This window comes from Halioxenophilus aromaticivorans (genome assembly GCF_042850945.1).
Classification (GTDB): Bacteria; Pseudomonadota; Gammaproteobacteria; order Pseudomonadales; family Cellvibrionaceae; genus Halioxenophilus; species Halioxenophilus aromaticivorans.
This window is the reverse complement of the sequence record NZ_AP031496.1, coordinates 4,848,677-4,873,679: the sequence shown is the minus strand read 5'-3', so window position 1 is coordinate 4,873,679 and position 25,003 is coordinate 4,848,677. Positions and strand designations below refer to the sequence as shown.

The following is a 25,003-nucleotide window of genomic DNA, read 5'->3' as shown; positions in this document are numbered from 1 at the left end:
AGCAATGGCATCTGCGGGAAAATTACCCTTTGGTAATCAGAAAGGTCTAGGCGAGCTTTGGGCTCGCCTGAAGTTTTTGTTCTTAGCGATTGTGGTGTACCGCATTGGTACCCACATTCCGGTGCCGGGCATCGATCCAGACCGCGTAGCAGACCTGTTTAACCAGAACCAGGGCACTATCCTGGGGATGTTTAATATGTTCTCTGGTGGTGCTCTGGAGCGAATGTCGATTCTGGCGCTGGGCATCATGCCGTACATTTCTGCATCGATCATTATGCAGCTGATGTCGGCGGTGACGCCTTCGCTGGAGCAGCTCAAGAAAGAAGGCGACGCAGGTCGTCGCAAGATCAATCAGTACACTCGTTATCTGACGGTGATACTGGCTACCGTACAGGCCATTGGTATGTCGGTAGGCTTGGCCCAAAGCTTGGCCTATGTTGCTGATTTCAGCTTTTACTTTGTTGCTGTGGTATCACTGGTAACGGGTGCTGTTTTCATGATGTGGTTGGGCGAGCAGGTGACCGAGCGAGGTATCGGTAACGGTATTTCGATGTTGATCTTCGCCGGTATTGTTGCCGGTATTCCTTCTGCGATTGGCCAGGCATTTGAAAGTGCACGGCAAGGTGATCTGAACATTGTCATCTTGTTGTTGGTAGCGCTGTTAGCAGTCGCGGTGATTTGGTTTGTGGTACGCATGGAGCGTGGCCAGCGACGGATCACGGTGAATTACGCTAAGCGACAGCAGGGCCGCAAGGTGTTTGCTGCGCAGAGCAGCCATCTACCATTGAAGGTAAATATGGCGGGTGTTATCCCGGCTATCTTTGCCAGCAGTATTTTGTTGTTCCCTGCCTCTGTAGCTCAGTGGTTTGGTAACAGCACCGAGGGTACTGGCTCTGATATTTTGCAAGAGATCGCCCTGGCCATTGGCCCGGGTCAGCCGCTGAACTTTATTATCTTCACGGCCATGATCATCTTCTTCTGTTTCTTCTACACAGCGTTGATGTTCAATCCACGCGAAGTAGCCGATAACTTGAAGAAATCAGGTGCTTATGTGCCGGGTATTCGCCCAGGCGAGCACACGGCCAACTACATCGATAAGGTGTTAACTCGGTTAACCCTGGTTGGCGCGATTTATATCGCTGCGGTTTGTTTGTTGCCACAGTTTTTGGTGTTGGCGACAGACGTTCCTTTCTACCTGGGTGGTACATCGCTATTGATTGCAGTAGTTGTGGTGATGGATTTTATGGCGCAAGTACAGTCGCACTTAATGTCCAGTCAGTACGACTCGCTGATGAAAAAGTCTAATTTAAAAGGTTTCGGTAGCGGTGTTACCCGCTAAATGAGGTGAATCATGAAAGTACGTGCATCTGTTAAAAAAATGTGTCGTAACTGCAAAATGGTACGTCGCAACGGTGTGTTGCGTGTAATTTGCAGTGTAGAACCTCGGCACAAACAACGCCAAGGCTAACAACCGGGCGGTCAAAATTCGGTTGGCGACAAAGCAGCGGTTCGACCGCTGCTTTGTTGTTTACTGGACTGGAGGCATTAACTGTCGTTTGGTTGAGAAATCGCCAAGCTATTGCAATTGGGCAGTTTAACGAGTATTCTTGCGCGCCTTTTTGGATGCATATTAGCGTCTTTTTTGGCCGTATTGCCTATAAATCCCAAAAAAAACAGGATTTTAGAGGCGGCAGAGTGCTTTTTCACTGCTGTTAGTGCCGTAATTTTCTTAAAATTGGAGTAATCCGAATGGCTCGTATTGCTGGTGTCAACATACCAGATAACAAACACGCCGTTATTTCTCTCACCTATGTGTTCGGTGTGGGTAAAACCACCGCCAAACAGATCTGTGCTGCCACCGGCATTGCAGAGGACACAAAAATTGGTGATCTTTCTGAAACTCAGATGGATACAGTGCGTGAAGAAGTGGCGAAATTATCCGTAGAAGGTGATCTTCGCCGTGAAGTTTCCATGAACATCAAACGTTTAATGGACTTGGGTTGTTTCCGTGGCATACGCCACCGTCGCAACTTGCCACTGCGTGGCCAGCGCACCAAAACTAACGCGCGTACTCGTAAGGGCCCGCGTAAACCCATCAAGAAGTAAGCTAACCGCTTATTTAACCGTTTTAGGAAGATTTGCTTATGGCTAAGCCAAGTAACAAAGCTCCTCGCAAAAAAGTGAAAAAGACGGTTGTTGACGGTGTTGCGCACATCCACGCTTCCTTCAACAACACTATCGTCACTATTACAGACCGTCAGGGTAACACCCTGAGCTGGGCTACCGCTGGTGGTTCCGGCTTCCGTGGTTCACGTAAGAGCACGCCTTTCGCCGCCCAGGTGGCCGCAGAGCGCGCCGGTGAAGCTGCCAAAGAGTACGGTTTGAAGAACCTTGACGTAGAAGTTAAAGGCCCAGGGCCAGGCCGTGAATCCGCGGTACGTGCTCTGAATAACATCGGCTACAAAGTGACTAACATCACCGATGTAACCCCGATTCCACACAACGGCTGTCGTCCGCCGAAGAAACGTCGAGTATAAGGAGGGTTAACTGATGGCTCGTTATAGAGGACCAAAATGTAAACTCGCTCGTCGTGAAGGAACAGACCTGTTCCTGAAGAGCGGCGCGCGTCCGTTAGATTCTAAATGTAAAGTTGAAACCATCCCTGGTCAGCACGGCGCCCGTCGTGGTCGTCTGTCAGATTACGGTGTTCAGCTGCGCGAGAAGCAAAAAGTACGTCGCACCTACGGTATCCTAGAAAAGCAGTTCCGCTCTTATTATAAAGAAGCGGCTCGCTTGAAGGGCGCCACCGGTGAAAACTTACTGCAATTGTTGGAAACTCGCCTGGATAACGTTGTTTATCGTATGGGCTTTGGTTCTACTCGCGCAGAAAGCCGGCAGTTGGTATCGCACAAGTCGATCTTGGTTAACGGTAGCGTGGTTAATATCCCATCCTACAAAATCCAAACCGGCGATGTAGTTGCGATTCGCGAAAAAGCGAAAAACCAATTGCGCATTAACAACGCCTTGGAACTGTCCCGTGGTCGCGCCGAGGTAGAGTGGGTTGAAGTAAACGCAGATAAGAAAGAAGGCACTTTCAAGCGCACGCCTGATCGTGGTGATCTGCCAGCCGAAATCAACGAAAACCTCATCGTTGAGCTCTACTCTAAGTAAGCGATTAACTAACTATAGGTATGACTATGCAGAGTGCTGTAAACGACTTTTTGACACCCAAAACTATCGATGTCACCGACATAAGCACCAATCACGCAAAAGTGGTATTGGAGCCACTGGAGCGCGGTTTTGGCCATACACTGGGCAACGCTCTGCGTCGCATCTTGTTATCTTCCATGCCTGGCTGCGCCATTGTGGAAGCGGAAATCTCTGGTGTGCTGCATGAGTACAGCGCCATCGAGGGTGTTCAGGAAGACGTTATCGAAATCCTGTTAAACCTGAAAGGCGTTGCCATCCTTATGCACGGCAAAGATCAGGCTACCCTGACCGTTTCTAAGCGCGGCTCTGGTGTGATAACCGCAGGCGACATTCAGGTTGACCACGAAGTTGAAATCGTAAACCCAGAGCACGTGATCGCTCACGTTACTGGCGATATCGATTTCAGCATGAAGCTGACTGCGGCTCGTGGTCGTGGTTATCAGCCGGCTGATAGCCGTGTTAGTGACGAAGAGGAAACTCGCGCCATTGGCCGTCTGCAGTTGGATGCCACTTATAGCCCGGTGAAGCGTTTGGCTTACACCGTGGAAAGCGCCCGTGTTGAACAGCGTACTGACTTGGACAAATTGGTTCTCGATCTTGAAACCGATGGCACCATTGACCCTGAAGAAGCGATTCGTCGTGCGGCAACCATTCTGCAGCAGCAGTTGGCCGTATTCGTTGACCTCGAAGGTGAAAAACACGCTGAACCAGAAGAGAAGCAAGAAGAAGTAGACCCTGTTCTACTGCGACCGGTGGACGATTTGGAATTAACTGTTCGTTCTGCCAACTGTCTCAAGGCCGAAAACATTTACTACATTGGTGACCTGATCCAGCGCACCGAAGTAGAGCTGTTAAAGACGCCTAACCTGGGTAAGAAATCACTGACAGAAATCAAAGATATTCTGGCGACCCGTGGACTTTCGTTAGGTATGCGTTTGGAGAACTGGCCACCTGCCAGCCTGCGCAACGACGATTAAAAGCCCCGCGCCTTAACCGAATCATATTGCTGTGATAGCAATTAACCGAAGGATTTAGAGTCATGCGTCATCGTAAAAGTGGCCGTAAGCTGAATCGCAACAGTTCTCACCGTAAAGCCATGTTTAGTAACATGACTTCGTCCCTGGTTGAGCACGAGTTGATTAAAACCACCCTGCCAAAGGCAAAAGAGTTGCGTCGCGTCGCCGAGCCTCTGATTACTCTGGCAAAGAAAGACAGCGTAGCAAACCGCCGTTTGGCCTTTGCTCGCCTACGTAACGACGCCGTTGTTGGTAAGTTATTTACCGAGCTCGGCCCACGTTACCAAGATCGCCCCGGCGGCTACATCCGCATTTTGAAATGTGGATTCCGTGCCGGTGACAAGGCGCCTATGGCCTATGTTGAGTTGGTTGATCGCCCGGTGGAAGCCGAGGTAGTAGAGGAAGATTAACCTCTTTGCCAGCCAGCGATGCCTTCGCTGGTTGGCCTACCACCCCTCTCTGCTCTTGGCCGTCCGGTCGTGGGGCACGCTTAAATTAAGCTCTCGATTTTCATGGCGCTGTCGCGCTTGTTGTTTCAAGTGTATTAGTGGTTTCTACTTTAGCTGACAAAGTTTAGCCATTTATCCAGCTAGCATTGCAGTGATGCACTAGTAAACATTATTATGCGCGGCTTATTTATCTTTGGTCAGTTCAGGCCTTTAAGTTTTGTTAATATCATTCGTGCTTAAATTCATTCATGATGAATTGGTTTAAGCTATTCGACGTTGGTTACCATAAGAAGGAAGAGGGAATTTATTTATGGCATTAGGTGCCAGAGGATCGGTAAAGCCACACAGTTCTCTATTTGCGTTGTTCTCTCGCGTAACGGATTGCGCGTTAGTGATCGCCGGTGTTGTTATCACCGCCAGCCAGGCGTTGGATACAGTGCCTCAGTCCTATTTTATCGCAGCCTTGGGTGCGGTGATTTGCCTTCAGTTTTCCGCTGAATTTGCAGAAATTTATCGTTCTTGGCGCTCCGAAACCATCTGGGCGGAAGCCCGTCAAGTATCTTTCTGCTGGATTGCCAGTTTTACCTTTATTATGGCCGTTGGCAGCGTTACGCACCTGGAAGAGTCGTTATTTTCCTGGCCTCAGTTTGCACTTTGGTTCGCCTGCACCTGGTTAATGCTGTTAGCTTGGCGGGTGATTTTACGCGTGGTTCTGCAGGCGGTACGGGATAGGGGTTACAACACCCGCTCGGTGGCCATTGTCGGTAATGGTGAGCTGGCTTTGGATGTTGCGCATCGTATTCAAAATTGCAGCTGGGGTGGCTATACGGTCCAGGGTTTCTACGACGATCGCCAGGCACCAGAGCAACCCGTTATTGGCGACCAAAAGCCACGAGCGCTGCACGGCCAGGCCGGTGTGTGTCAGATTTCGGGTAACTTTAATGACCTTATTCGGGACGCTCGCGCCGGTGTTATTGATCAGGTCTACGTCACTATCCCCATGCGCGGCGAACAGCGTATTCAATGGTTAACCAAGCGCTTGGCGGAGTCAGCTACGTCGGTTTACATCATCCCTGATGTGTTTATGTTTGATCTACTGCACGCTAGAACAATTAATCTGAATGGCATCCCGGCCATTGGTGTGGTGGGGGAGCCTAACCGAGGCACCATGTCCATGTTAAAGCGCATGGAAGACTTGGTAATTGCGCTGTGTATTTTGGCTTTGATCAGCGGGCCAATGTTGCTTATCGCCGCCGCCGTAAAACTCACTTCAAAGGGCCCGGTGTTCTTTCGTCAGACCCGCTACGGGTTGGATGGCAAGCCGTTCAAAATGTGGAAGTTCCGATCTATGTCGGTATGTGAAGACAGCACCGATCAGATTCAGCAAGCCCAGCGTAACGACAGCCGTATAACCCGAGTAGGTGGATTCCTGCGTAAAACCTCCCTGGATGAGCTGCCGCAGTTTTTTAATGTGCTGGAAGGCACCATGTCCATTGTCGGCCCCAGACCCCATGCTGTGGCTCACAACGAGTTGTATCGCGAGCAAATCTTCGGGTATATGTTACGTCATAAAATTAAACCCGGAATCACCGGTTGGGCGCAGATCAACGGAGCTCGCGGCGAAACGGATACCTTGGATAAAATGGAGCGGCGAGTAGAATACGATCTGCAGTACATCCGCCACTGGTCCATTCTTTGGGATCTGAAGATCATATTTTTAACGATCTTTAAAGGTTTTGTTGGCAAAAACGCCTTCTAAAGTCAGGCTCAGTTTACTGATTGACGTAAAAAGCACAGCACCGGCTGTGCTTTTTACGTTGTAGGGATGGGGGGTGAAGAAAGGGGCTGGTAAAATTAGCTGCTGGGCAATGGGCTGGCGCGACTTCAGCCGTGACGGCGGATGCCTGCGGGCCTATGCCGGTTATAGTGCTTCTTTATCCACTTGCTGGTTGTTGTCGTCAACAAATACGACCGCGGGTTGGTGTTGCTCGTATTCGTCGTTATCCAACTGGCAATAGGCAATAATAATAATTTTATCGTCGATTTCAGCCAGACGAGCACAGGCGCCGTTTAAGCAGATTTCACCCGACCCAGCTTTACCAACGATAACGTAGGTTTCAAAGCGTTGGCCGTTGGTAATATTGACCACTTGCACCTTCTCGTGCTCGCGGATTCCGCTGGCATCGAGTAGTTTGCTATCAATGGTAATGCTGCCAACGTAATTGAGGTTGGCATCGGTGACGCTGGCGCGGTGAATCTTGGCCTTTAATACCTCGATCAACATGCGGCTCTCTCCATAAATGCTTCGGCCCAGGGGGGGCAGTTGTTTGGACTAATAGTTATGGGCAGCTATGGTACAGAAATTAACCCAGTTTGTCGGTAACTACGCGGTAATTTGGGTCTTCCAGTACATTGACTTCGCAAAGATCTCCGGATTTTTCCAGCAGATTGCGACACTCCGGGCTTAAATGGCGCAAGTGCACTTGCTTGCTCAGCTGCTGGTATTTTTCGGCCACGCCATCCAGTGCTTCGATGCCTGAGTGGTCAGAAACCCGGGAGCGTTTAAATTCAATTATGACTTCGGCAGGGTCGTTTTCTGGGTCGAAAATATTTTTGAAGTTATGTACAGAGCCAAAGAAAATGGGACCGCGCAGGTCGTAGACTTTGCGGCCTTTTTCGTCAGTGTAGATGTCGGCGTAGATATGCTGGGCGTGTTTCCAGGCGAATACCAGTGCCGACACAATAACGCCCACCACCACAGCGATAGCGAGGTCGTGTATCACCGTAATCGCCGAAACCAGCACAATAACGAAGGCGTCGGTGCGCGGAATTAAGCGCATGATGCGGAAGCTCGACCACTCAAAGGTGCCCAGAACCACCATAAACATGACGCCCACTAATGCTGCCAGGGGGATCATTTCAATGAGTGGGGCGGCAAATAGGATAAAGGCCAGCAATACCACGGCGGCGGTGATACCAGACAAGCGTCCACGGCCGCCGTTGTTAATGTTGATCATGCTCTGGCCGATCATGGCACAGCCACCCATGCCGCCGAATAGGCCGTTCACTGAGTTGCCCAGGCCCTGGCCCCAGCATTCTCGGTTGCCCTGGCCACGGGTATTGGTCAGCTCGTCGATGAGGGTTAAGGTGAGCAGGGATTCAATTAGGCCAACCGCGGCAATAATCACGGCGGTGGGTAGGATAATGATGAGCGTTTCTAGCGTGAATGGCACAGTAGGAATGCTGAAGGTGGGCAACGAGCCCTGTAAGGACGCCGTGGCGGCTTCTGATTCGGGCAGTTTGTCAGCCACAAAGTCGATCACCGTGCGTGCGGGTAGGTCGAGGAAGTAAACCGCCAGGGTGACACTGACGATGGCCACCAAACCTGCGGGAACCGCTTTGGTGTATTTGGGCAGAAAGTGCATGATCAGCATGGTGATCACAATCAAAATGCCCATTAATGTCAGTTCGGTGCTGGGGATCGTGCTCCACACGCCTTCACTGGTTTCGTGCCTGAACAGCGCCAGTTGCGATAAAAAGATAACGATGGCCAGGCCATTAACAAAACCGAGCATAACCGGGTGGGGCACCATGCGTATAAATTTACCCAATTTCATGGCGCCGGCGGCGATTTGAATAAGACCTGCTAAAAATACGGCGGCAAACAGATATTGCGGTCCGTAGGCTCCCACTAGACCAACCATAACCACGGCAGTGGCGCCGGTGGCGCCGGAGATCATACCCGGCCGGCCGCCAAAAACAGACGTGATCAGTCCCATCATAAATGCGGCGTAGAGGCCAACCATGGGCTCTAGGCCGGCAATAAAGGCGAAGGCAACGGCTTCTGGCACCAAGGCGAGTGCGACGGTAACGCCGGACAGTAAATCGTTTTTAACGTTGGTTGGGCGCTTATCCAGCAGGTTAAACATGGGTGCCTCGGGTGCGGTTGAATGCCAAAACTAAAAGCCGCGCATACTATCAAACCTGCCCGGCAGTGTCTTTTACTGTTTGCTGAAGCCAATCGGTGAACGGGGGGCAGCCAAGGGACTGCATTGGGGATTCACCGACGTCGTTTGCGGGTGTTGTTGTAGTCTCTGGCCAGAATTTCTAGCAAGATGCTGTTACAACCGGTGATCTAAAAGATCGATGCTGTCGGAGCCAGGCACGACATTTTAGCTGCTGCTCTCTTGGTCTTTTTGCTTGGAGCATCGCGCCGGTGGCTCAGAGCCTGCGAAGAAATCAGAGCCCGCAAATCGGCCAGAGTCGCGATTCGCGGGCAAATGCAATTGCTGTTAGCCCTGCTGCAGGTGGCGCAGCATTTTATGCAAGCCTTCGGACCAATGAGGTAGAGGCTGAGCCAAGGTGGCGTTGAGCTTATCGGTGTTGAGTACTGAATAGGCAGGCCGCGGTGCCGGGGTAGGGAAGTCGCTGCTAGGGATGGGATGAACTTTGGGTGTTTTGCTGATCACGCCCAATGACTTTGCTTCAGCGAATATCGCTTCGGCAAATCCGTGCCAGGTGGTTTCACCCGCACTGCTGCAGTGGTAGGTGCCCCAAACGATGGGTTTTTGCTCTGCCAATGCTTTTAAAAATGCCAAAATGGAGGTGACAATATCGCCAGCGTAGGTGGGCTTGCCGTGCTGATCAGCAACCACGTTCAGTTCATCTCGGCTTTCGGCCAGGCGCAACATGGTTTTCACAAAGTTGTTGCCGTATTCACCGAATACCCAGCTGGTGCGTAGAGTAACCTGCTTTGGCAATGTGTTGGCCAATGCCAGGTCGCCATCCAGTTTGGTTTGGCCATAAACGCTGTGCGGGCCTGTAGCGTCGTCCTCGAGGTACGGTTGTTTGGCATCGCCAGGGAACACATAATCGGTGGAGATGTGAATGACTGGGATGTCGGCCGCCAGCGCCGCCTGGGCCATGGCCGCCACGCTCAAATGGTTTACCGCGTCAGCCGTGGCTTGGTCGCTCTCGGCTTTGTCCACCGCCGTGTACGCGCAGGCATTGACGATGACGTCGGGTTGGTAGCTTTCAATACACTGGGTGACTTGTTCAGGGTGCGCAAAATCTGCCTCGGTGCGAGATGGACAGATCAGGGTTTGGTCTTGCTGGTTCAGTTGTTCTACTAAGCTGGAGCCGACCTGGCCATTGTGGCCGAAAATAAGAATTTTCAAAGATGCCTCGCTTGCAAATTCGGTGGCCACAGGCAGTGCCTGTGGCCTAGGTTTAAGCGACTTGGATTTAAGCGACTTAGGTTTAAGCGTTTAGTTCGTCCAGGGTCGGCAGTACGGCGTCCTTGGCGGACAGCGTCGGGTTATCGATGGGCCAGTCAATGCCGACTTTAGGGTCGTTCCAGATGATGCCGCCTTCGTCGGCGGGGTCGTACAATTCGGTGCACTTGTATTCAAAATCGGCGGTGTCGCTCAATACCACAAAGCCGTGGGCATAACCCGGTGGCACCCAAAACTGACGCTTGTTGGATTCGTTCAGAATGACGCCTTCGTACTTGCCGTAGGTGGGCGAGTCTGGGTTGACGTCTACCGCCACATCGTAGACTTCACCGCGCACCACGCGTACTAATTTGCCCTGGGGGTTTTTCACCTGGAAGTGTAGGCCACGCAGTACGCCTCTGCTGGAGCGCGAGTGGTTGTCTTGCACAAAGGGTAGCTCAATGCCGGCTAATTCGCGGTAGCGATCGACGTGAAATGACTCCAGAAAGAACCCGCGCTCATCGCCAAACACTTTGGGTTCGATGATAACCACGCCGTCTAAGCTGGTCTTAATGACTTCCATGGTGACTTCCAAATTAGCTTAATACTTCGTGGGCGCAGTGTAGCACCAAGGGGGCATAATGTGTGCTGGTTCTTGCAATACTTTGCTATATGCGTTGCCTCTGGTGTTACTCGGCGGGGCTTTGTAAACTGTGGCTCTGCGGCCTGTTTTCGTCAGTTAACTGCTAAACTTAACGGCAGCGCTAGATATAGCGATCTTTCAGCAGTCTCAGGCAATTGCTGCCGATGTGGTGGCGAGGGATAGCCCGGCTCAATTCAGAGGAATGTAAAACATGATACCGGTAATATTGTCAGGTGGTTCAGGGACGCGTCTGTGGCCATATTCTCGATCGCAATACCCCAAGCAGTTTCTGCCGTTAGTGGGCGACAACACCATGTTGCAAGACACGGTTCTGCGCTTGGACGGCATTGCCAATCTTTCTTCCCCTTGGGTGATCTGCAATGAAAACCACCGCTTTATGGTGGCCGAGCAATTGCGCGCCTGTGATCGCCAGCCCGCCGGTATTGTGTTGGAGCCCGTGGGCCGTAATACCGCCCCGGCGATTGCCCTAGCCGCCTTGGCCATTTTGGCCAGTGGTGACGATTCTGTGGTGCTGGTACTGCCGGCAGACCACGACATTCAAGATTTAACCGCTTTCCATGCTACCGTTTCTGTCGCTGAAGCCCAAGCCGAGGCCGGTAGACTGGTAACTTTTGGAGTGGTACCCACCGCCCCGGAAACCGGTTACGGTTACATTCGCCGCTCTCAGCCGGTGGATAATCCGCTGGGTGAAGTTTTCCAGGTAATGCAGTTTGTGGAGAAGCCAACCGTGGATGTGGCCGAGCGCTACATCGGTACCGGTGAATACTACTGGAACAGCGGCATGTTTATGTTCAAGCCCTCTCGCTACATTGAGGAATTGGAGAAATTCAACCCAGAGATGGTTGCCGTTTGCCGCGAGGCCTTTGCCAAGGCGGAAGTTGATTTGGATTTCACTCGCATTGATCGGGCGTCATTTGAGGCTTGCCCGGATGACTCCATCGACTACGCGGTGATGGAAAAAACCGACTCTGCGGTCGTGGTGCCGTTATCTGCGGAGTGGAGCGACCTGGGCTCCTGGTCCGCTCTGTGGGACGTTTCCGATAAAGACAAGCACGGCAATACCACCCGGGGTGATGTCATCACTTACGAAACCAACAACTGTTACATTCAGGCTGATCGAAAACTTATCGCCACCGTGGGTGTGGATGATTTAGTGATTGTGGATACCGATGACGCGCTTATGGTTGCCAGTAAGGATCAGGTGCAGGATGTTAAGGCCATTGTGGGTGAGCTTAAAAGCCAGCAGCGCTCCGAGGCCAGCACCCACCGCAAGGTATATCGGCCATGGGGTTACTACGACTCCATCGATTTCGGCGAGCGCTTCCAGGTTAAGCGCATTGTGGTGCGCCCTGGTGCGGAGCTGTCCTTGCAAATGCACCATCATCGGGCCGAGCACTGGGTGGTGGTATCGGGCACTGCCGTGGTGGTTAACGGTGATAACGAAATTATGCTCACCGAAAACCAATCCACCTACATCCCCATTGGTCAAAAGCATCAATTGAAAAACCCTGGCGCAATTGCCTTGGAGTTGATCGAAGTACAATCGGGCAGTTATCTGGGCGAAGATGATATCGTTCGATTTAAAGATCTGTACGGCCGAGCCTAACGTAAGCTTGTCTGGGGGCGAATAGCCCCCATATTCCTCTTCAACCCATCTTTCCCCCCAACTCAATACAGCTATTAAAGGTTTTTTGTGGACAAAATCCTTGTTCGCGGCGCGCGAACGCACAATTTAAAAAACATCGACTTAACCATTCCCCGGGACAAACTTATTGTTATCACCGGGTTGTCGGGTTCGGGTAAGTCATCGTTAGCCTTCGACACGCTGTACGCCGAAGGCCAGCGCCGTTATGTGGAATCGCTATCCACTTACGCCCGTCAGTTTTTGTCCATGATGGAAAAACCCGACGTCGACCACGTTGAGGGGTTGAGCCCGGCCATCTCTATCGAGCAAAAATCCACCTCGCATAACCCGCGTTCCACCGTGGGTACCATTACAGAAATCTACGATTACCTGCGTTTGTTGTTTGCCCGGGTGGGTGAGCCGCGCTGCCCTGAGCACGGCGAAAAGCTCAGCGCTCAAACCATCAGCGAGATGGTGGACAGCGTGTTGGCCATGCCCGAGGGCAGTAAGCTGATGTTGCTGGCACCGGTGATTCGTGAACGCAAAGGTGAACACCTACACGTGTTTGAGCAGCTTAAGCGCGATGGCTTTATCCGCGCCCGCATCGATGGTTTAGTGGTGGATTTGGATGATTTGCCCAAGCTGGACAAACGCCGCAAGCACACCATCGAAGTGGTGGTGGATCGTTTTAAGGTACGCTCGGATTTAAAACTGCGCCTAGCAGAATCCTTCGAAACCGCCTTGGGGTTAAGTGAGGGTACAGCGTTAATCGCCGATATGGACGGTAAAGACGAGGACCGTACCTTTTCGTCCAAACACGCCTGCCCGGTGTGTGACTATGCGTTGTCGGAGTTAGAGCCGCGTTTATTTTCGTTTAACAACCCCGCCGGAGCATGTCCGTCCTGCGATGGTTTAGGTGTTAAATCCTATTTCGATGAAGACAAGGTCATTCAGTTTCCCGAGGCATCCCTATCCGAAGGGGCTATTCGTGGCTGGGATAAGCGCAATATCTATTATTTCCATATGCTGTCTTCCCTGGCTGGCCACTATGGTTTTGATGTCGACAAACCGTGGAAGAAACTGGCTAAAAAATACAAAGAGGCGATTTTGTATGGCTCTGGCCGCGAAGAAATTGATTTCAGTTATGTCAACGATCGTGGCGATGTGATTTCTCGCCGGCACACCTTTGAGGGGGTGGTGCCAAATATGGAGCGGCGCTACCGCGATACCGAGTCCACCTCTGTGCGCGAAGAGTTGGTCAAATACATGAGCAGCCAGCACTGCCCTGAGTGCAACGGCACACGGCTGAGAAAAGATGCGCGTAATGTCTTTATTGACGAATTAACCTTGCCGGAGATTACGCAAATGCCGGTGGCCGAGGCATTCGATTATTTTGCCGCGCTGAAATTCGACGGTGCGCGGGGCAAAATTGCCGACAAAATTCAAAAAGAGCTGCGAGACCGTTTGCGTTTTTTGGTGGATGTGGGCCTCAACTATTTAACCCTTAGCCGCAGTGCCGATACCCTCAGCGGCGGAGAGGCCCAGCGGATTCGTTTGGCCAGCCAAATCGGCGCCGGGCTAGTGGGCGTGATGTACATACTAGACGAACCTTCCATCGGCCTGCACCAACGCGATAACGAGCGTTTGTTGAACACGCTGATTCATCTGCGCGACCTGGGCAACACGGTGATTGTGGTGGAGCACGATGAAGACGCCATCCGGGCGGCGGACTACGTCATTGACATTGGCCCCGGCGCCGGTGTGCATGGTGGCGAAGTGGTGGCCGAGGGGACGCCACAAGAAGTGATGGACAATCCCAAATCGGTAACCGGCAAGTTTTTATCCGGCGAGCGATGCATTGCCATTCCCGGCAAGCGCAACCCCATCGACCCAGAAAAAACTCTGTTGCTCAGTGGTGCCACGGGCAACAACCTGCAAAATGTGGAGCTGGAAATTCCATTGGGCTTGATGACGTGCATTACCGGTGTATCTGGCTCCGGTAAATCTACATTAATTAATCGCACGCTATATCCTTTGGCGGCTACCGTGTTAAACGGCGCCACCACGTTAAAGGCTTCTGCCTACCAAGAGATTCACGGCCTGGAAAAACTCGACAAATGCGTGGATATAGACCAGAGCCCCATCGGCCGCACGCCGCGTTCCAACCCGGCAACCTATACCGGAATATTTACCCCAGTAAGAGAGCTGTTTGCCGGCACTCAGGAGGCTCGGTCTCGAGGCTACAAGGCCGGGCGTTTTAGCTTTAACGTCAAAGGTGGCCGCTGTGAAGCCTGCCAGGGCGACGGGGTGGTTAAAGTGGAAATGCACTTTTTGCCAGACATCTACGTGCCCTGCGATATTTGCCACGGTAAGCGCTACAACCGCGAAACCTTAGAGATTAAATACAAAGGCAAAAGTATCCAAGAGGTGTTGGATATGACGGTGGAAGATGCGCGGGCTTTCTTCGATGCTATCCCCGCCATTGCTAAAAAGCTGCAAACCTTAATGGATGTGGGCTTGAGTTACGTCCGGCTGGGTCAAGCCGCCACTACCTTGTCCGGTGGTGAAGCTCAGCGGGTGAAATTGTCGCGGGAGCTATCCAAGCGCGATACCGGTAGTACTCTCTACATTTTGGATGAGCCCACCACGGGCTTGCACTTTCAGGATATCGAATTGTTGCTGTCGGTTTTGCACCGCCTGCGCGACCAGGGCAATACTGTGGTGGTGATTGAGCACAATTTGGATGTTATCAAAACCGCAGATTGGCTGGTGGACCTGGGGCCAGAGGGCGGTAGTGGCGGCGGAGAAATCATAGCCACAGGCACGCCGGAGCAGGTGGCCAAGGTAAAAGCATCCCATACTGGTCGCTTTTTAAAACCCATGCTAAAAAAGGCTAAAGCGGTGTAATTGGCTTTCGAGCGAAGCGGCAAATCCGCCGTTTCGTGAAGCTAAAATACAAGCTCGGCGTTGTTTAATTTTGGCAGACTACATTGTCCGAATATTTTATTGCCATTGCCATTGCCATTGCCATTGCCATTGCCATTGCCATTGCCATTGTAGGCGCCGTTGAGCTTTTTTAGGCAGCCAACACTGTTTTAGCGATACCCTGGCTGTGTCTAGGCAGCCTCTCCACAGCGCGCTTATAGTCCAAACTTCTACTCGATATTAATGCGCGCCCAATTGCCGGCATCCACTCGGTTGCTGGCGCCAATTTTGCGATACACCTTGTACAAGTGACTCTTCACCGTGTTTTCGCTCATGCCCAGCGTGTTGCCTATGGATGCGTTGCTGGCGCCGTTTTTCATCAATTTTAGAATATCGGTTTCGCGCTGGGTTAGGGAAATATCCACCCGTTTGGGGTGAGTGTTGCGGCTGGATTCCAGGTGCTTGGCGAGGATGGTCCTAGGCAGCCACAGGTCGCCCTCGAGTACTTTTTCCAATCCCTGTAGCAGCATGGATTCTTGCGTGTCGTCGTAAAATAAGCCGTTTAGCCTGGGCCACTCCACTAGGCGTTCGTAGTGTTGTGATTTGGGCACATTAAACAACGCCACTTTTTGGCAGCTGCGCAGGTTGATTTGCAGCCAGTCGGCGATGGCCTGTTCGGAAAGATCGTGGCAGTTAATTAATACCAAGTCCGGTTTGCTTGCAACGTCGCTGCCTTTGGCTAGGTGTTGGCATTGGCAGTTTAAGTCTTTGGTCAACAGATTCATTAGCATTTGGGTGCCAAAGCCGGCCTTACTGGCCAGAATTAAAACCTGACGGTTACTCGCTGTGTTGACCGCCTTGGTGGGGCCGTGGGCTGAGCGAGGGGGTACAGTTGAATCCATTATCGAACGTCCCTATTCAAATGTGGTTTCGTGCGCGGTGGGCCGCGTTGATTATTGCTATTACTGGTTATTTCTACTAAGTGCTTTTACGGATTACTGCTGTAAGACAAGATTGCAGGTTGTCGTCAAAAAAGGATAACGCTTATTCCATTCGGTTTGCGCGCTCAAGCTGTGCATTTATAAGTTGATTCTAAAATTTGTGAGCGGCGTATCAGTAATTGACTGGCCAGTCGACATTATGGGTGTGAACTGGGTGGCGTTTTGTCTCGGTAGCCCCTCGATGGCGATACCAATTGAGGTTTGCTCCCCTGGCTGCAATTGACTAAAGTGGGGCCTTCGCGGGCGTTGGTCCGCGCAGGGAAGCTGAACGGTGCCCTCAAAGCGAATTATGAGGACTCTAACGTTTTGCGTCATTTAATGCTTTGCTGTTAAAAGTTTAAATTTAAGGAAGGCTTAGCCAATGAAAGTAACGGTGTTTGGCACAGGGTATGTAGGCTTGGTGACCGGGGCCTGCTTGGCCGAGACTGGCCACGATGTTGTGTGTGTGGATGTTGATGAGGCTAAGATTGCCGCGCTTAAGGAAGGGCAAATCCCGATTTTCGAGCCCGGTCTAGACAGCATTGTGATTAACAATGTGGAGTCGGGTTTATTGGCCTTTACCACCGACGCCGAAAGTGCCGTGGCGCACGCCAATATGATTTTTATCGCCGTGGGCACGCCACCGGATGAAAATGGCTCCGCCGATTTAAAATACGTGCTTAATGTTGCACGTACCGTGGCCCAGTACATGAGCCGAGAAACCATCATCGTGACCAAGTCCACGGTTCCGGTGGGTACTGCAGATAAAGTATCGGCTGCGGTGGCAGAGGCGTTGCAATCGCGCGATGTTGATATCCCATACTACGTTGCTTCCAACCCTGAGTTTTTGAAAGAAGGCGCCGCGGTGGCCGATTTTATGAAGCCGGACCGTATCGTCGTGGGCACCGACGCTGAGTCCGTAGAGGCTGCCATGCGCGAGCTCTACGCGCCGTTTAACCGCAACCACGATCGCCTGAAGTTTATGGACGTGCGCTCGGCGGAACTGACCAAGTACGCGGCCAATGCCATGCTGGCCACCAAAATCAGTTTTATTAACGAAATCGCCAATATTGCCGAGTGTGTGGGTGCCGATATTGAGCAAGTTCGCGCCGGTATTGGCTCCGACCCGCGCATTGGTTACCACTTTATCTATCCTGGCTGTGGTTACGGCGGCTCATGTTTCCCTAAAGATGTTAAAGCCCTAGTGTCCACCGCCTCCCAAGTGGGCTACCGAGCGCCGCTGTTGGAAGCAGTAGAAGAGGTCAACCAAGCTCAAAAAAGTCGACTGTTCAGTAAGCTTTCCGCCGCTTTGGACGGCGACATTGCCGGCAAAACCTTCGCCGTTTGGGGGTTGGCCTTTAAGCCAAAAACCGACGATATGCGAGAGGCACCCAGCCGAGTGCTGATGGAGGCCATATGGGCCGCCGGCGGCCGCGTTAAGGCCTTCGATCCAGAAGCCATGAACGAAACCCAGCGCATTTACGGCCAGCGTGAAGACTTGCAATTAATGGGCACCAAAGAAGCCTGTTTGCACGATGCCGACGCCTTGGTGATTTGTACCGAGTGGAAAAACTTTTGGGCACCTGACTTCGACGCCATAAAAAATAGCCTCAAAACCCCACTGATCGTAGATGGCCGCAATATCTACAACCCACATCAGATGACCGAGCTCGGCTTTCGCTACATCGGAATCGGCCGAGGAAATTGACCACTATTGGCGGCTCCGGAGCCGCCTTTGGTGGGATAAACGGGTCTGCCTCTGGTTTGGCCAGGCTAGGGCGATTAGAATAGCGCCCACATTTCTCAGACCCCGGTAACACAAGGCTAGCTGTAACCCCGTGCAGACCACTGTCCACTCTGAGCGACGCGCCGTAGCGTCGCTTGCCTCGCTTTATATCACCCGCATGCTGGGCCTATTTATGGTGCTGCCTGTGCTGGTGGTGCTCGGTGCTGATTACCAAGGTGCAACGCCTGCATTGTTGGGTTTGGCGCTGGGCGTTTATGGCTTAACCCAAGCTCTGTTGCAAATTCCACTGGGGTTGTTATCCGACTTCCTTGGCCGCAAACCGGTGATTATCGCCGGCTTGGCGGTGTTTGCCTTGGGCAGCGTAACCGCGGCCACGGCCACCAGTATTGAGTGGCTGATTATTGGCCGCGCGCTGCAAGGCGCGGGCGCTATCGCCGCTGCTGTAATGGCGCTGCTGACCGATCTCACGTCCGATGAAAATCGCACCAAAGCCATGGCGTCGGTGGGTGCTTCTATCGGCGTGGCGTTTGCGATGTCCCTGGTGTTGGGGCCTGTTATTGCCTCCGTTTGGGGCTTGGCCGGAATCTTTTGGGTAACCGCTTGTTTGGCTGTAATGGGTATCCTGGTGGCCGCGTTTGTTGTTCCCAAGCAACCTAAAAGCCCGGTGGTGGAGCAGGGCAGTGCAGGGTCGCGGCTGCGTACGGTGCTGGGCCATAGCCAGCTGGTGCGCCTGGATTTGGGCGTGTTTTTTCTGCACTTTTTAATGACGGCTTTGTTTGTGGCCGTGCCCGGTGTTTTGGTGCAGTCCGCACTGCCGGTGGCCAAGCACTGGCAGGTGTACTTGCCAGTGATGGTGATAGCGTTTGTTGCCATGGTGCCGCTGATTATCCTGGCGGAGAAGCGCCGTAAAACCAAGCCCGTATTTTTAATTGCCGTGGCCAGCTTGTGTGTGAGCTTGTTGTTGATGGCCCTGGTACCGGCCTCCCTGGTTTGGGCTGTGGTGCTTTTGTTGGTGTTCTTTTGGGGTTTTAACCTACTGGAAGCAACCTTGCCTTCGCTAATGAGTAAAACCGCCCCGGCGGGTACTAAGGGGGCCGCAAGTGGGGTCTATTCCACCTGCCAATTTTTGGGGGCTTTTGCCGGCGGTGCTTTTGGCGGCTGGCTGCTGCAACAGTATGGCAGCCACGCCGTATTTTGGCTGGGTGCTGTGGTGGCTGCGGTGTGGTGGTTGTTCAGTTATTCTATGTCGGTTCCCAAACCCACCCAGCAGGTGGTGGTCAATCTCGAGGGCCGCTCGTTTGAGCAACTGGCCGAGCCGCTCAAGCGACTCAACGGGGTGTTGGAAGTCACCCATTTACAAGAGTTAAAAGCCGCATCATTGCGCGTACACAGCGATGAATTCCAACGCGGCAGCCTGCAGGCTCTGGGTTTGCAATAGCGTTGCCTTTGATTGTTCGGTGTGGTGGTTCGCAGTGGTTTTGCGGCAACGGCTTGGCTTGCCGAAGTGCTTTCGGTAGAGTGACGGGTTCGGCATTAACCGGTGTTGAGCAGGGTTATCCTCTACCGTATTGGCCAAAAAATTAATATCAGGAGACAAACATGGCGCGTGGCATTAATAAGGTTATTCTTGTGGGTAACTGCGGCCAAGACCCGGAAACCAAATACATGCCCAGTGGTGGTGCGGTAACCAATTTAAGCATTGCCACCAGCGAAACCTGGAAGGACAAACAAACCGGCCAGCCGCAGGAGCGCACGGAGTGGCACCGTGTGGTGTTTTTCAATCGCCTGGCGGAAATTGCCGGAGAGTACCTACGCAAGGGCTCCCAGGTGTATGTTGAAGGCAGCCTGCGCACCCGCAAGTGGCAAGATCAATCTGGCCAAGATCGCTACAGCACCGAAATTGTTGCTAACGAAATGCAAATGTTGGGTGGCCGCACCGAAGCCGCCGCCGGACAAGTGCGCCCCGCACAGGGCGGCTACGGCAATCAGGGCGGTATGAATCAAGGTGGCGTGAACCAAGGCGGCCCGCAGGGTGGCGGTATGGCTCCACCTATGAATCAAGGCGCCCCGGCCCAAGGTGGTGGTTACGGCGGTGGGCAGGCTCCAGCAAGCCGTCCCCAACAGCCGCCGCAGCAGCCTCAACAGCCTCCGGGCATGGATTCCTTCGACGACGATATCCCTTTCTAGCCCTGATAAATATTAATTTGTAATCTTTTAGGTTTGGTTTGTTTTAAAAAAGACATATAAATTAATAGGTTAAGTTAATAACTAGCCCTCTTTTGTCTGTAAAGATACTAGAGGGCTTTTTATTGTCTGAAAAATGTGTGACTATTAAAATTCGTATATTAATATTTTTGTAAACATATAAGTTTTTAAGCTTTGTAATTGTAAAGATATGGCTTGAATGAGAATCGTAACGGTAAGTCATAGATCAGGTGATTTGTTGCCAATACTTTTGGATGGTGATGGTTTGCCGATTCCCTCTCCAAATGAATTTCTGTTGAGTCGAAGAAACTTAAGTACAAACACGCTAATCAGGAATCTTCGAGAGTTGTCAGTTTTGTATCGATGGCTGGAGGACAGACAAATCGATCTGAGAGCAAGGCTGAAAATTGGCACACTATTCACAGAGGCTGAGTTCAGTGGTGGTTTGATAGAGTTTCTAAGAAAAGATATGGAATCTGAAGATAAGGTTGTCTCGCCTCATACATTCAATAATCGATTAGCAACGATCCGACAGTACTTCGTATGGGAGCTCGATGTTTATATTTCATCTTTACCACTAAGTGATTCCCAATATGAGGTTCTTCAGGCTGCAAGGAAGCGCCTAATGGGATGGATTGATCGAGCTTTTATAAATACTCCAAGGGCTGGAAGTATTTCGAGGAAGTCTCTAACCAGTGACGAAGCCGAGTTTTTACTCCAGTGTCTGAATCCTGAAAGTCCAGATTCGTTTGCGCATTTCGAGCCTGTTAAATTTAGAAACTTCGTGGCGGTATCTCTGATGCTTAATTGCGGGCTTCGCCCTGGGGAATTGCTTAGTTTGCGTGTAGAGGATATTCAGATAGGGTCGATCTCGTCAGTGACTGTTAAAAGAAGGTCGCCAGACCCGCTCGACAAGAGAATGCCAAGACCCAGTGTCAAGCGCAATGGCAGGGTATTGCCTTTAGAAGGACATCACTTTGTGCGAATGCTGGATCGCTACATAGTTGAGTGGAGGGAGGTTTTGGAGCAGAAATCGAGCAATGAAACCGACTATTTGATCTTAAGTGATGAAGGCGACCCTCTGTCTCATTCGTCCCTTACGCAACTTTTTTCTCGTCTACGGAGTGAATATTCTGGTTCGCTTCCAGAGATTCTTACACCTAAATCTCTGAGGCATACCTTTTCTAGCCGTATGGAACAGGTACTTAGGGCGGCAGGCATGGAAGAGGATAGAAGGAAGCAAGCCTTGGCTATGTTGCGAGGAGACTCAAGTTTGGAGTCCCAATCTGTGTATATCGCTCAAGAGGTTGAAGAGCAGGCTCGTCGGGCACTTTCTGACTATCAAAAGAAATTGATTACAGGGTTCAATAAATGAAATTGCCCTTGGATAAAGCCCCCCAAATTTTCGACTCTGGGCCTGAACTACCTTCTCAATTTTTTACCCGTGAGGGTGTCAAAGTTGAGATTCCTGGTGATATATGGGTATTTCCTCTTCTATATCGGCATAGCAGGCTTGATTTATCTCGAGTTGAAAACGAAGTGCTTAAAACTTCGATTAAACGCCGTATTATTGATCAGGCATCCCAGGTGTCAACACATGCTGGATGTCAGTGCTGGAGTGATATATCCGCCGCTATAGTCTCTCGTCAAAAAAAGCACTCCTTGTTGCCCGGAATTCCCGCTGTTGAATTTCAGGAGCGCCTGATTGCTTTAATGGAGGAGGCAATCAATCAGGCGCGAAATAAACACCGGCTGTGGGCATTGTACCGGCCAATTCAGTGGTACATCTGGTGCTCTGAAAACTATTCGGAGCTCGGGTTCTCGATAGCCTATGCCCAAGAGCTTGATGCTCTAGAAATTCCAGGTAATCCTAAGGGAGAGGCTGTTCGTGAGGAAGATCCAGAAAGTGGGCCGTTGCATAGGACGCTGGAACTTCAACCCATAATCAATGCGCTTAAGCATGATCAAAGTAAAGTCTACGAGCATTTGCAGCAAAAAACAGCTGTTGCCCTCTCTATAGCTTTTGGCCGAAACCCGGCGAATTTAACATTTTTAAAAGAAACTGATTTCGTTGACCTGACACCGAATTCATCGCCGCCGTGTTATGTCTTGAAAATGCCAAGAATAAAGAAAAGGCAGTTGGCTCCAAGAGATGACATGATCGATGAGTATTTAGAGCCTGAGATAGCAAAGCACGTTTTGGAGCTCATAGATGTCTCCAAGCATAAGGCGCTTCTAATAGAGGCCGATGGAAAGACTGTAGAAGTCTCCAGACCTCTATTTATTAACCAAAAACAAAATGCCTATGCGATTGATTCAAAGCGTTGGGATGAGGCTTATAACATGCTGTCCTCTGGGATAGCGAACCTTGTGAAAGCTTTTATAAAGCGTCACAAAATTATCTCGCCGCTTACTGGCGAATTATTGCATGTCACGCCAAGGCGGCTGCGGTATACCTTAGCAACTGGTTTGGCTGCTGAGGGAATCAGTAAGCGTGAGCTGGCCAGAATACTGGATCATACCGATACCCAGCACGTGAATGTCTATTTTGAGATGGCTGGAAAAATAGTTGAACACCTAGACAAAGCAACCGCAAAAGGTTTCTCGAAGTACCTCAGTTTTTTCAAAGGCAGGCTAATCGAAAGTGATGAAGATGCCGTCAATGGTGAGCGAGATGACAAGCACCTAACGTTTGTAGATGATCAAAACCCTGCCGATCAAGCGGATATTGGTGTATGTGGTGAATCCAGTGTCTGCTATCTTGATCCTCCTTACTCATGTTATTTGTGCCCCAAGTTTCAGCCATATCGTCATGCTGATCATGAGCATGTCCTGGACTGCCTGCTGGTCGGTCGTGAAGAGCGTTTAAAAAAGTACGAGAATGCGCGATTAGGCATACAGCTTGATGAGGTGATCGCTGCGGTCGCACAAGTGGCCAAACTCTGTGAGGTGGGAGCGCACAATGTCTGATGGTCGCTCTAATCGCAAGGCCAAGGTCGTCCCTTTTCTTGATCGTCTGGAGCGTGACAGGAATAAAAACGTTAAATCTTTAGTCAGCAAAGCAAAACTAATGAAACTGGAGGGATTTGAATCGGTTAACTGGGCTGAGTCTGTATGGCAGATCACTAGCGGCAGGCTTGTAAAGCTAACTTCTCATAATATAAGAGCTTTTCGGATTGGCTTTTGTTTTCCGAGGCAACTGGGTGGTGAGGTTCTGCCTGAAAGTTGGGGGGATATTGCAAAGGCATTATTTGTTCTTCGATTTCATAGAAAACATCAAGCAAGCAACAATCAAAGAAACTTTATAGCGGCAATTGGCTACATTGCACACGCTGCTATGGAACTTGGTTTGGATTTGTTGCGGATAACGCCAGAGGTTTTGGATAGTGCGTGCAGCACCATCTCAGACCACTACGGTGACGGTACTGCATATAATCTACATAAGTATGTAGGTGAATTTGCTGCGCATTGTGATGCCAACGGTGTTTGCAGGGTTTTGCTGCAATACAAGTATTTCCGAATGAAGCGCCCCTTAAGTACCGGTGGCCTTAACCACAAGAGATTAGATGACCCAAGTGTGCTGGAAACCAAATCGGATAAATTGGTCGAGCCAATAGTTTTTAGAGTGATTGGTGAGTTGTATCAGCAAGTTCCAAGGGATCATAAATATCGATTTTATGTATTGATGTTGGCTTTGCTGGCTTGCACAGGTAGGCGGCTTAGCGAAGTTACACTACTGCCCTATCAATTGGTTTCCACAGATGAGGATCAACGGGCGTATATTGAATACTTTCCGAGGAAAGCTAGCAGAGGAAACGTATTTTCACCGAAGCGTAAACTGTACTTGCCGACAGAGGTGGCGCCGATTGTTGAGCAGGTGCTCGGCGAATTGGTTGAATTAACGTCAGAAGCGCGAAACACAGCTAAATATATGGTTGAGAAGGGTATGGCAGATGTACGCTTCTTGGACAATATTTCGAGTGGTCAGAAGTTATTCAAGGTTGATTTGGTACAGCTAGGAATCCCTAAAAACGTTATCGACACTACTGGTTGGTGTGCAAAAAATGCAGAGGTGTTCAGCGAAATAAGGTCTGGAGTTGGAGTCAGTACTAGGCCGGTTCTATTCACTTATCGAAAATCAATCGAAGCGTACTGCCAAAAGGATTTTCTTTCGTCTACGGTACAGCCTATCCATATTGACCAGTTCGGCAAGGAGTACTATCTGGGCGACTTGCTGTTTGTTCGCTTCCAAGGATTGTCTAGCGGTGCTTACTCTCGCTGGATAGCGACAAAATGCACCCATGCCATGCTCGCCACATTTCTTCGTTATTTCCCCTCGCTTGCCGCCGAATACGCATCCAGTAGCATCGAGGTGGACTTTACCAGTCACCATTTCCGTCACACGCTTAATACTCTGCTTGATGAGGGCGGCTTAAGTGACCTTCTGCAAACTGAATGGTTTGGTCGAACCAACCCAAGAGACACCAAAGCCTATCAGCATACATCCCGCGAAAAACGAGCACTGATGCTCCGTGAAGACATCAAAAAAGGTTTGGTTGGAGGTCAGTTAGCTGAGCAAATCAAAGTTGTACCGGTAGAAGTCCAGGATGCCATTCTGAAGGCGCGAATTCAGGCCGTACATGATGTCGGTACGGGTATCTGTATCCACAATTTCTCTCAAACACCCTGCGAACGACATTTGCAATGTTCGGCGGACTGCAAAGACTACGTGTGGGCTAAGGATGATAAGGGGCGTCTGGACGAGCAGAAGCGCCAGTATGCTCTTACTGCGCTGGCACGAAAAAATGCTGAAAAGCAGTTGGATAGCACCAAGCCGAAAAAGAGTGCGGACTGGCTGGCACACAACGATAAAAAACTGAAAACACTGGCTTCCCAACTGTCCGGCAACGGGGTGGAGCACTTTGATCCCGAACAATATTTAAGCGAGGTAGAGCATGGTTAAGCGCTTC

General features: G+C 51.0%; 21 protein-coding genes. 16 read left to right on the top strand and 5 right to left on the bottom strand.

Features of this window, described 5'->3' with window-relative positions; translation table 11 throughout:
* Positions 1–4: 4 nt before the first annotated feature.
* From secY to ACGHM3_RS20720, 8 genes are all read left to right on the top strand, one after another.
* Positions 5–1,339, top strand: coding sequence for a preprotein translocase subunit SecY (secY, locus tag ACGHM3_RS20755; RefSeq protein ID WP_345426974.1), 1,335 nt, complete (start codon positions 5–7; stop codon positions 1,337–1,339).
* Positions 1,340–1,351: 12 nt separating this feature from the next.
* The gene (gene rpmJ / locus ACGHM3_RS20750) at positions 1,352–1,468 is read left to right on the top strand and encodes a 50S ribosomal protein L36 (RefSeq protein WP_345426976.1); all 117 of its coding nucleotides are present in this window, start codon (positions 1,352–1,354) and stop codon (positions 1,466–1,468) included.
* A gap of 281 nt (positions 1,469–1,749) precedes the next feature.
* Positions 1,750–2,106: a 30S ribosomal protein S13 gene (gene rpsM, locus ACGHM3_RS20745; RefSeq protein WP_345426978.1), complete on the top strand. Its 357-nt coding sequence runs from the start codon at positions 1,750–1,752 to the stop codon at positions 2,104–2,106.
* 38 nt (positions 2,107–2,144) lie between these two features.
* Positions 2,145–2,537 (top strand): 30S ribosomal protein S11, encoded by a 393-nt coding sequence (gene rpsK / locus ACGHM3_RS20740; RefSeq protein ID WP_345426980.1) that lies wholly within the window; start codon positions 2,145–2,147, stop codon positions 2,535–2,537.
* A 13-nt stretch (positions 2,538–2,550) separates the two neighbouring features.
* The gene (gene rpsD / locus ACGHM3_RS20735; protein ID WP_345426982.1) at positions 2,551–3,171 is read left to right on the top strand and encodes a 30S ribosomal protein S4; all 621 of its coding nucleotides are present in this window, start codon (positions 2,551–2,553) and stop codon (positions 3,169–3,171) included.
* A 26-nt stretch (positions 3,172–3,197) separates the two neighbouring features.
* Entirely contained in the window at positions 3,198–4,187 is a 990-nt protein-coding gene (locus tag ACGHM3_RS20730; protein WP_345426984.1) for a DNA-directed RNA polymerase subunit alpha, read from the top strand.
* Between the two features lie 62 nt (positions 4,188–4,249).
* The gene (gene rplQ / locus ACGHM3_RS20725; RefSeq protein ID WP_345426986.1) at positions 4,250–4,636 is read left to right on the top strand and encodes a 50S ribosomal protein L17; all 387 of its coding nucleotides are present in this window, start codon (positions 4,250–4,252) and stop codon (positions 4,634–4,636) included.
* Between the two features lie 349 nt (positions 4,637–4,985).
* Positions 4,986–6,434 carry an undecaprenyl-phosphate glucose phosphotransferase gene (locus tag ACGHM3_RS20720; RefSeq protein ID WP_345426988.1) on the top strand — a complete coding sequence of 483 codons (1,449 nt, stop codon included), beginning with the start codon at positions 4,986–4,988 and terminating at the stop codon, positions 6,432–6,434.
* Between the two features lie 162 nt (positions 6,435–6,596).
* Here the strand turns inward: ACGHM3_RS20720 and panD are convergent, their stop codons facing one another.
* The 4 genes from panD to rfbC all read right to left on the bottom strand — a co-directional run bounded on the left by panD (position 6,597) and on the right by rfbC (position 10,471).
* Complete coding sequence (panD, locus tag ACGHM3_RS20715) at positions 6,597–6,959, bottom strand: aspartate 1-decarboxylase (protein ID WP_345426991.1); 363 nt, start codon at positions 6,957–6,959, stop codon at positions 6,597–6,599.
* A gap of 79 nt (positions 6,960–7,038) precedes the next feature.
* The gene (locus ACGHM3_RS20710; RefSeq protein WP_345426993.1) at positions 7,039–8,604 is read right to left on the bottom strand and encodes a SulP family inorganic anion transporter; all 1,566 of its coding nucleotides are present in this window, start codon (positions 8,602–8,604) and stop codon (positions 7,039–7,041) included.
* Between the two features lie 363 nt (positions 8,605–8,967).
* The gene (rfbD, locus tag ACGHM3_RS20705) at positions 8,968–9,882 is read right to left on the bottom strand and encodes a dTDP-4-dehydrorhamnose reductase (protein WP_345426995.1); all 915 of its coding nucleotides are present in this window, start codon (positions 9,880–9,882) and stop codon (positions 8,968–8,970) included.
* Positions 9,883–9,934: 52 nt separating this feature from the next.
* Positions 9,935–10,471 (bottom strand): dTDP-4-dehydrorhamnose 3,5-epimerase, encoded by a 537-nt coding sequence (gene rfbC, locus ACGHM3_RS20700; protein ID WP_345426997.1) that lies wholly within the window; start codon positions 10,469–10,471, stop codon positions 9,935–9,937.
* A 271-nt stretch (positions 10,472–10,742) separates the two neighbouring features.
* Here rfbC and ACGHM3_RS20695 point away from each other — a divergent pair, with 271 nt between their 5' ends.
* Together ACGHM3_RS20695 and uvrA are read left to right on the top strand one after the other, a co-directional pair.
* On the top strand, positions 10,743–12,158 hold the full coding sequence (locus tag ACGHM3_RS20695) for a mannose-1-phosphate guanylyltransferase/mannose-6-phosphate isomerase (protein ID WP_345426999.1): 1,416 nt from the start codon (positions 10,743–10,745) through the stop codon (positions 12,156–12,158).
* A gap of 87 nt (positions 12,159–12,245) precedes the next feature.
* Complete coding sequence (gene uvrA, locus ACGHM3_RS20690; RefSeq protein ID WP_345427001.1) at positions 12,246–15,083, top strand: excinuclease ABC subunit UvrA; 2,838 nt, start codon at positions 12,246–12,248, stop codon at positions 15,081–15,083.
* Positions 15,084–15,331: 248 nt separating this feature from the next.
* On the opposite strand, the gene ACGHM3_RS20685 is transcribed toward uvrA, so the two are convergent.
* The gene (locus tag ACGHM3_RS20685; RefSeq protein ID WP_345427003.1) at positions 15,332–16,003 is read right to left on the bottom strand and encodes a LuxR C-terminal-related transcriptional regulator; all 672 of its coding nucleotides are present in this window, start codon (positions 16,001–16,003) and stop codon (positions 15,332–15,334) included.
* Between the two features lie 460 nt (positions 16,004–16,463).
* Between ACGHM3_RS20685 and ACGHM3_RS20680 the strand changes: the two genes are divergently transcribed.
* The 6 genes from ACGHM3_RS20680 to ACGHM3_RS20655 all read left to right on the top strand — a co-directional run bounded on the left by ACGHM3_RS20680 (position 16,464) and on the right by ACGHM3_RS20655 (position 24,996).
* Positions 16,464–17,789 carry a UDP-glucose/GDP-mannose dehydrogenase family protein gene (locus ACGHM3_RS20680; protein ID WP_345427005.1) on the top strand — a complete coding sequence of 442 codons (1,326 nt, stop codon included), beginning with the start codon at positions 16,464–16,466 and terminating at the stop codon, positions 17,787–17,789.
* Positions 17,790–17,919: 130 nt separating this feature from the next.
* Positions 17,920–19,266 carry an MFS transporter gene (locus tag ACGHM3_RS20675; protein ID WP_345427007.1) on the top strand — a complete coding sequence of 449 codons (1,347 nt, stop codon included), beginning with the start codon at positions 17,920–17,922 and terminating at the stop codon, positions 19,264–19,266.
* A 161-nt stretch (positions 19,267–19,427) separates the two neighbouring features.
* Positions 19,428–20,015, top strand: coding sequence for a single-stranded DNA-binding protein (gene ssb, locus ACGHM3_RS20670; RefSeq protein WP_345427009.1), 588 nt, complete (start codon positions 19,428–19,430; stop codon positions 20,013–20,015).
* Between the two features lie 217 nt (positions 20,016–20,232).
* Complete coding sequence (locus ACGHM3_RS20665; protein ID WP_345427011.1) at positions 20,233–21,408, top strand: tyrosine-type recombinase/integrase; 1,176 nt, start codon at positions 20,233–20,235, stop codon at positions 21,406–21,408.
* Positions 21,405–23,003 (top strand): tyrosine-type recombinase/integrase, encoded by a 1,599-nt coding sequence (locus ACGHM3_RS20660; RefSeq protein WP_345427013.1) that lies wholly within the window; start codon positions 21,405–21,407, stop codon positions 23,001–23,003. The genes ACGHM3_RS20665 and ACGHM3_RS20660 overlap by 4 nt, the downstream gene beginning before the upstream one ends.
* A complete protein-coding gene (locus ACGHM3_RS20655) occupies positions 22,996–24,996 on the top strand; it encodes a hypothetical protein (protein ID WP_345427015.1) in 2,001 nt (666 codons plus the stop codon). The genes ACGHM3_RS20660 and ACGHM3_RS20655 overlap by 8 nt, the downstream gene beginning before the upstream one ends.
* Positions 24,997–25,003: the final 7 nt, after the last annotated feature.

Excerpts from the sequence above, each read along its gene's own strand:
- secY (WP_345426974.1), top strand. The coding sequence starts at position 5 with ATGGCATCTGCGGGAAAATTACCCTTTGGTAATCAGAAAGGTCTAGGC.
- rpmJ (WP_345426976.1), top strand. The coding sequence starts at position 1,352 with ATGAAAGTACGTGCATCTGTTAAAAAAATGTGTCGTAACTGCAAAATG.
- rpsM (WP_345426978.1), top strand. The coding sequence starts at position 1,750 with ATGGCTCGTATTGCTGGTGTCAACATACCAGATAACAAACACGCCGTT.
- rpsK (WP_345426980.1), top strand. The coding sequence starts at position 2,145 with ATGGCTAAGCCAAGTAACAAAGCTCCTCGCAAAAAAGTGAAAAAGACG.
- rpsD (WP_345426982.1), top strand. The coding sequence starts at position 2,551 with ATGGCTCGTTATAGAGGACCAAAATGTAAACTCGCTCGTCGTGAAGGA.
- ACGHM3_RS20730 (WP_345426984.1), top strand. The coding sequence starts at position 3,198 with ATGCAGAGTGCTGTAAACGACTTTTTGACACCCAAAACTATCGATGTC.
- rplQ (WP_345426986.1), top strand. The coding sequence starts at position 4,250 with ATGCGTCATCGTAAAAGTGGCCGTAAGCTGAATCGCAACAGTTCTCAC.
- ACGHM3_RS20720 (WP_345426988.1), top strand. The coding sequence starts at position 4,986 with ATGGCATTAGGTGCCAGAGGATCGGTAAAGCCACACAGTTCTCTATTT.
- panD (WP_345426991.1), bottom strand. The coding sequence starts at position 6,959 with ATGTTGATCGAGGTATTAAAGGCCAAGATTCACCGCGCCAGCGTCACC.
- ACGHM3_RS20710 (WP_345426993.1), bottom strand. The coding sequence starts at position 8,604 with ATGTTTAACCTGCTGGATAAGCGCCCAACCAACGTTAAAAACGATTTA.
- rfbC (WP_345426997.1), bottom strand. The coding sequence starts at position 10,471 with ATGGAAGTCATTAAGACCAGCTTAGACGGCGTGGTTATCATCGAACCC.
- ACGHM3_RS20695 (WP_345426999.1), top strand. The coding sequence starts at position 10,743 with ATGATACCGGTAATATTGTCAGGTGGTTCAGGGACGCGTCTGTGGCCA.
- ACGHM3_RS20685 (WP_345427003.1), bottom strand. The coding sequence starts at position 16,003 with ATGGATTCAACTGTACCCCCTCGCTCAGCCCACGGCCCCACCAAGGCG.
- ACGHM3_RS20680 (WP_345427005.1), top strand. The coding sequence starts at position 16,464 with ATGAAAGTAACGGTGTTTGGCACAGGGTATGTAGGCTTGGTGACCGGG.
- ssb (WP_345427009.1), top strand. The coding sequence starts at position 19,428 with ATGGCGCGTGGCATTAATAAGGTTATTCTTGTGGGTAACTGCGGCCAA.
- ACGHM3_RS20665 (WP_345427011.1), top strand. The coding sequence starts at position 20,233 with ATGAGAATCGTAACGGTAAGTCATAGATCAGGTGATTTGTTGCCAATA.
- ACGHM3_RS20660 (WP_345427013.1), top strand. The coding sequence starts at position 21,405 with ATGAAATTGCCCTTGGATAAAGCCCCCCAAATTTTCGACTCTGGGCCT.
- ACGHM3_RS20655 (WP_345427015.1), top strand. The coding sequence starts at position 22,996 with ATGTCTGATGGTCGCTCTAATCGCAAGGCCAAGGTCGTCCCTTTTCTT.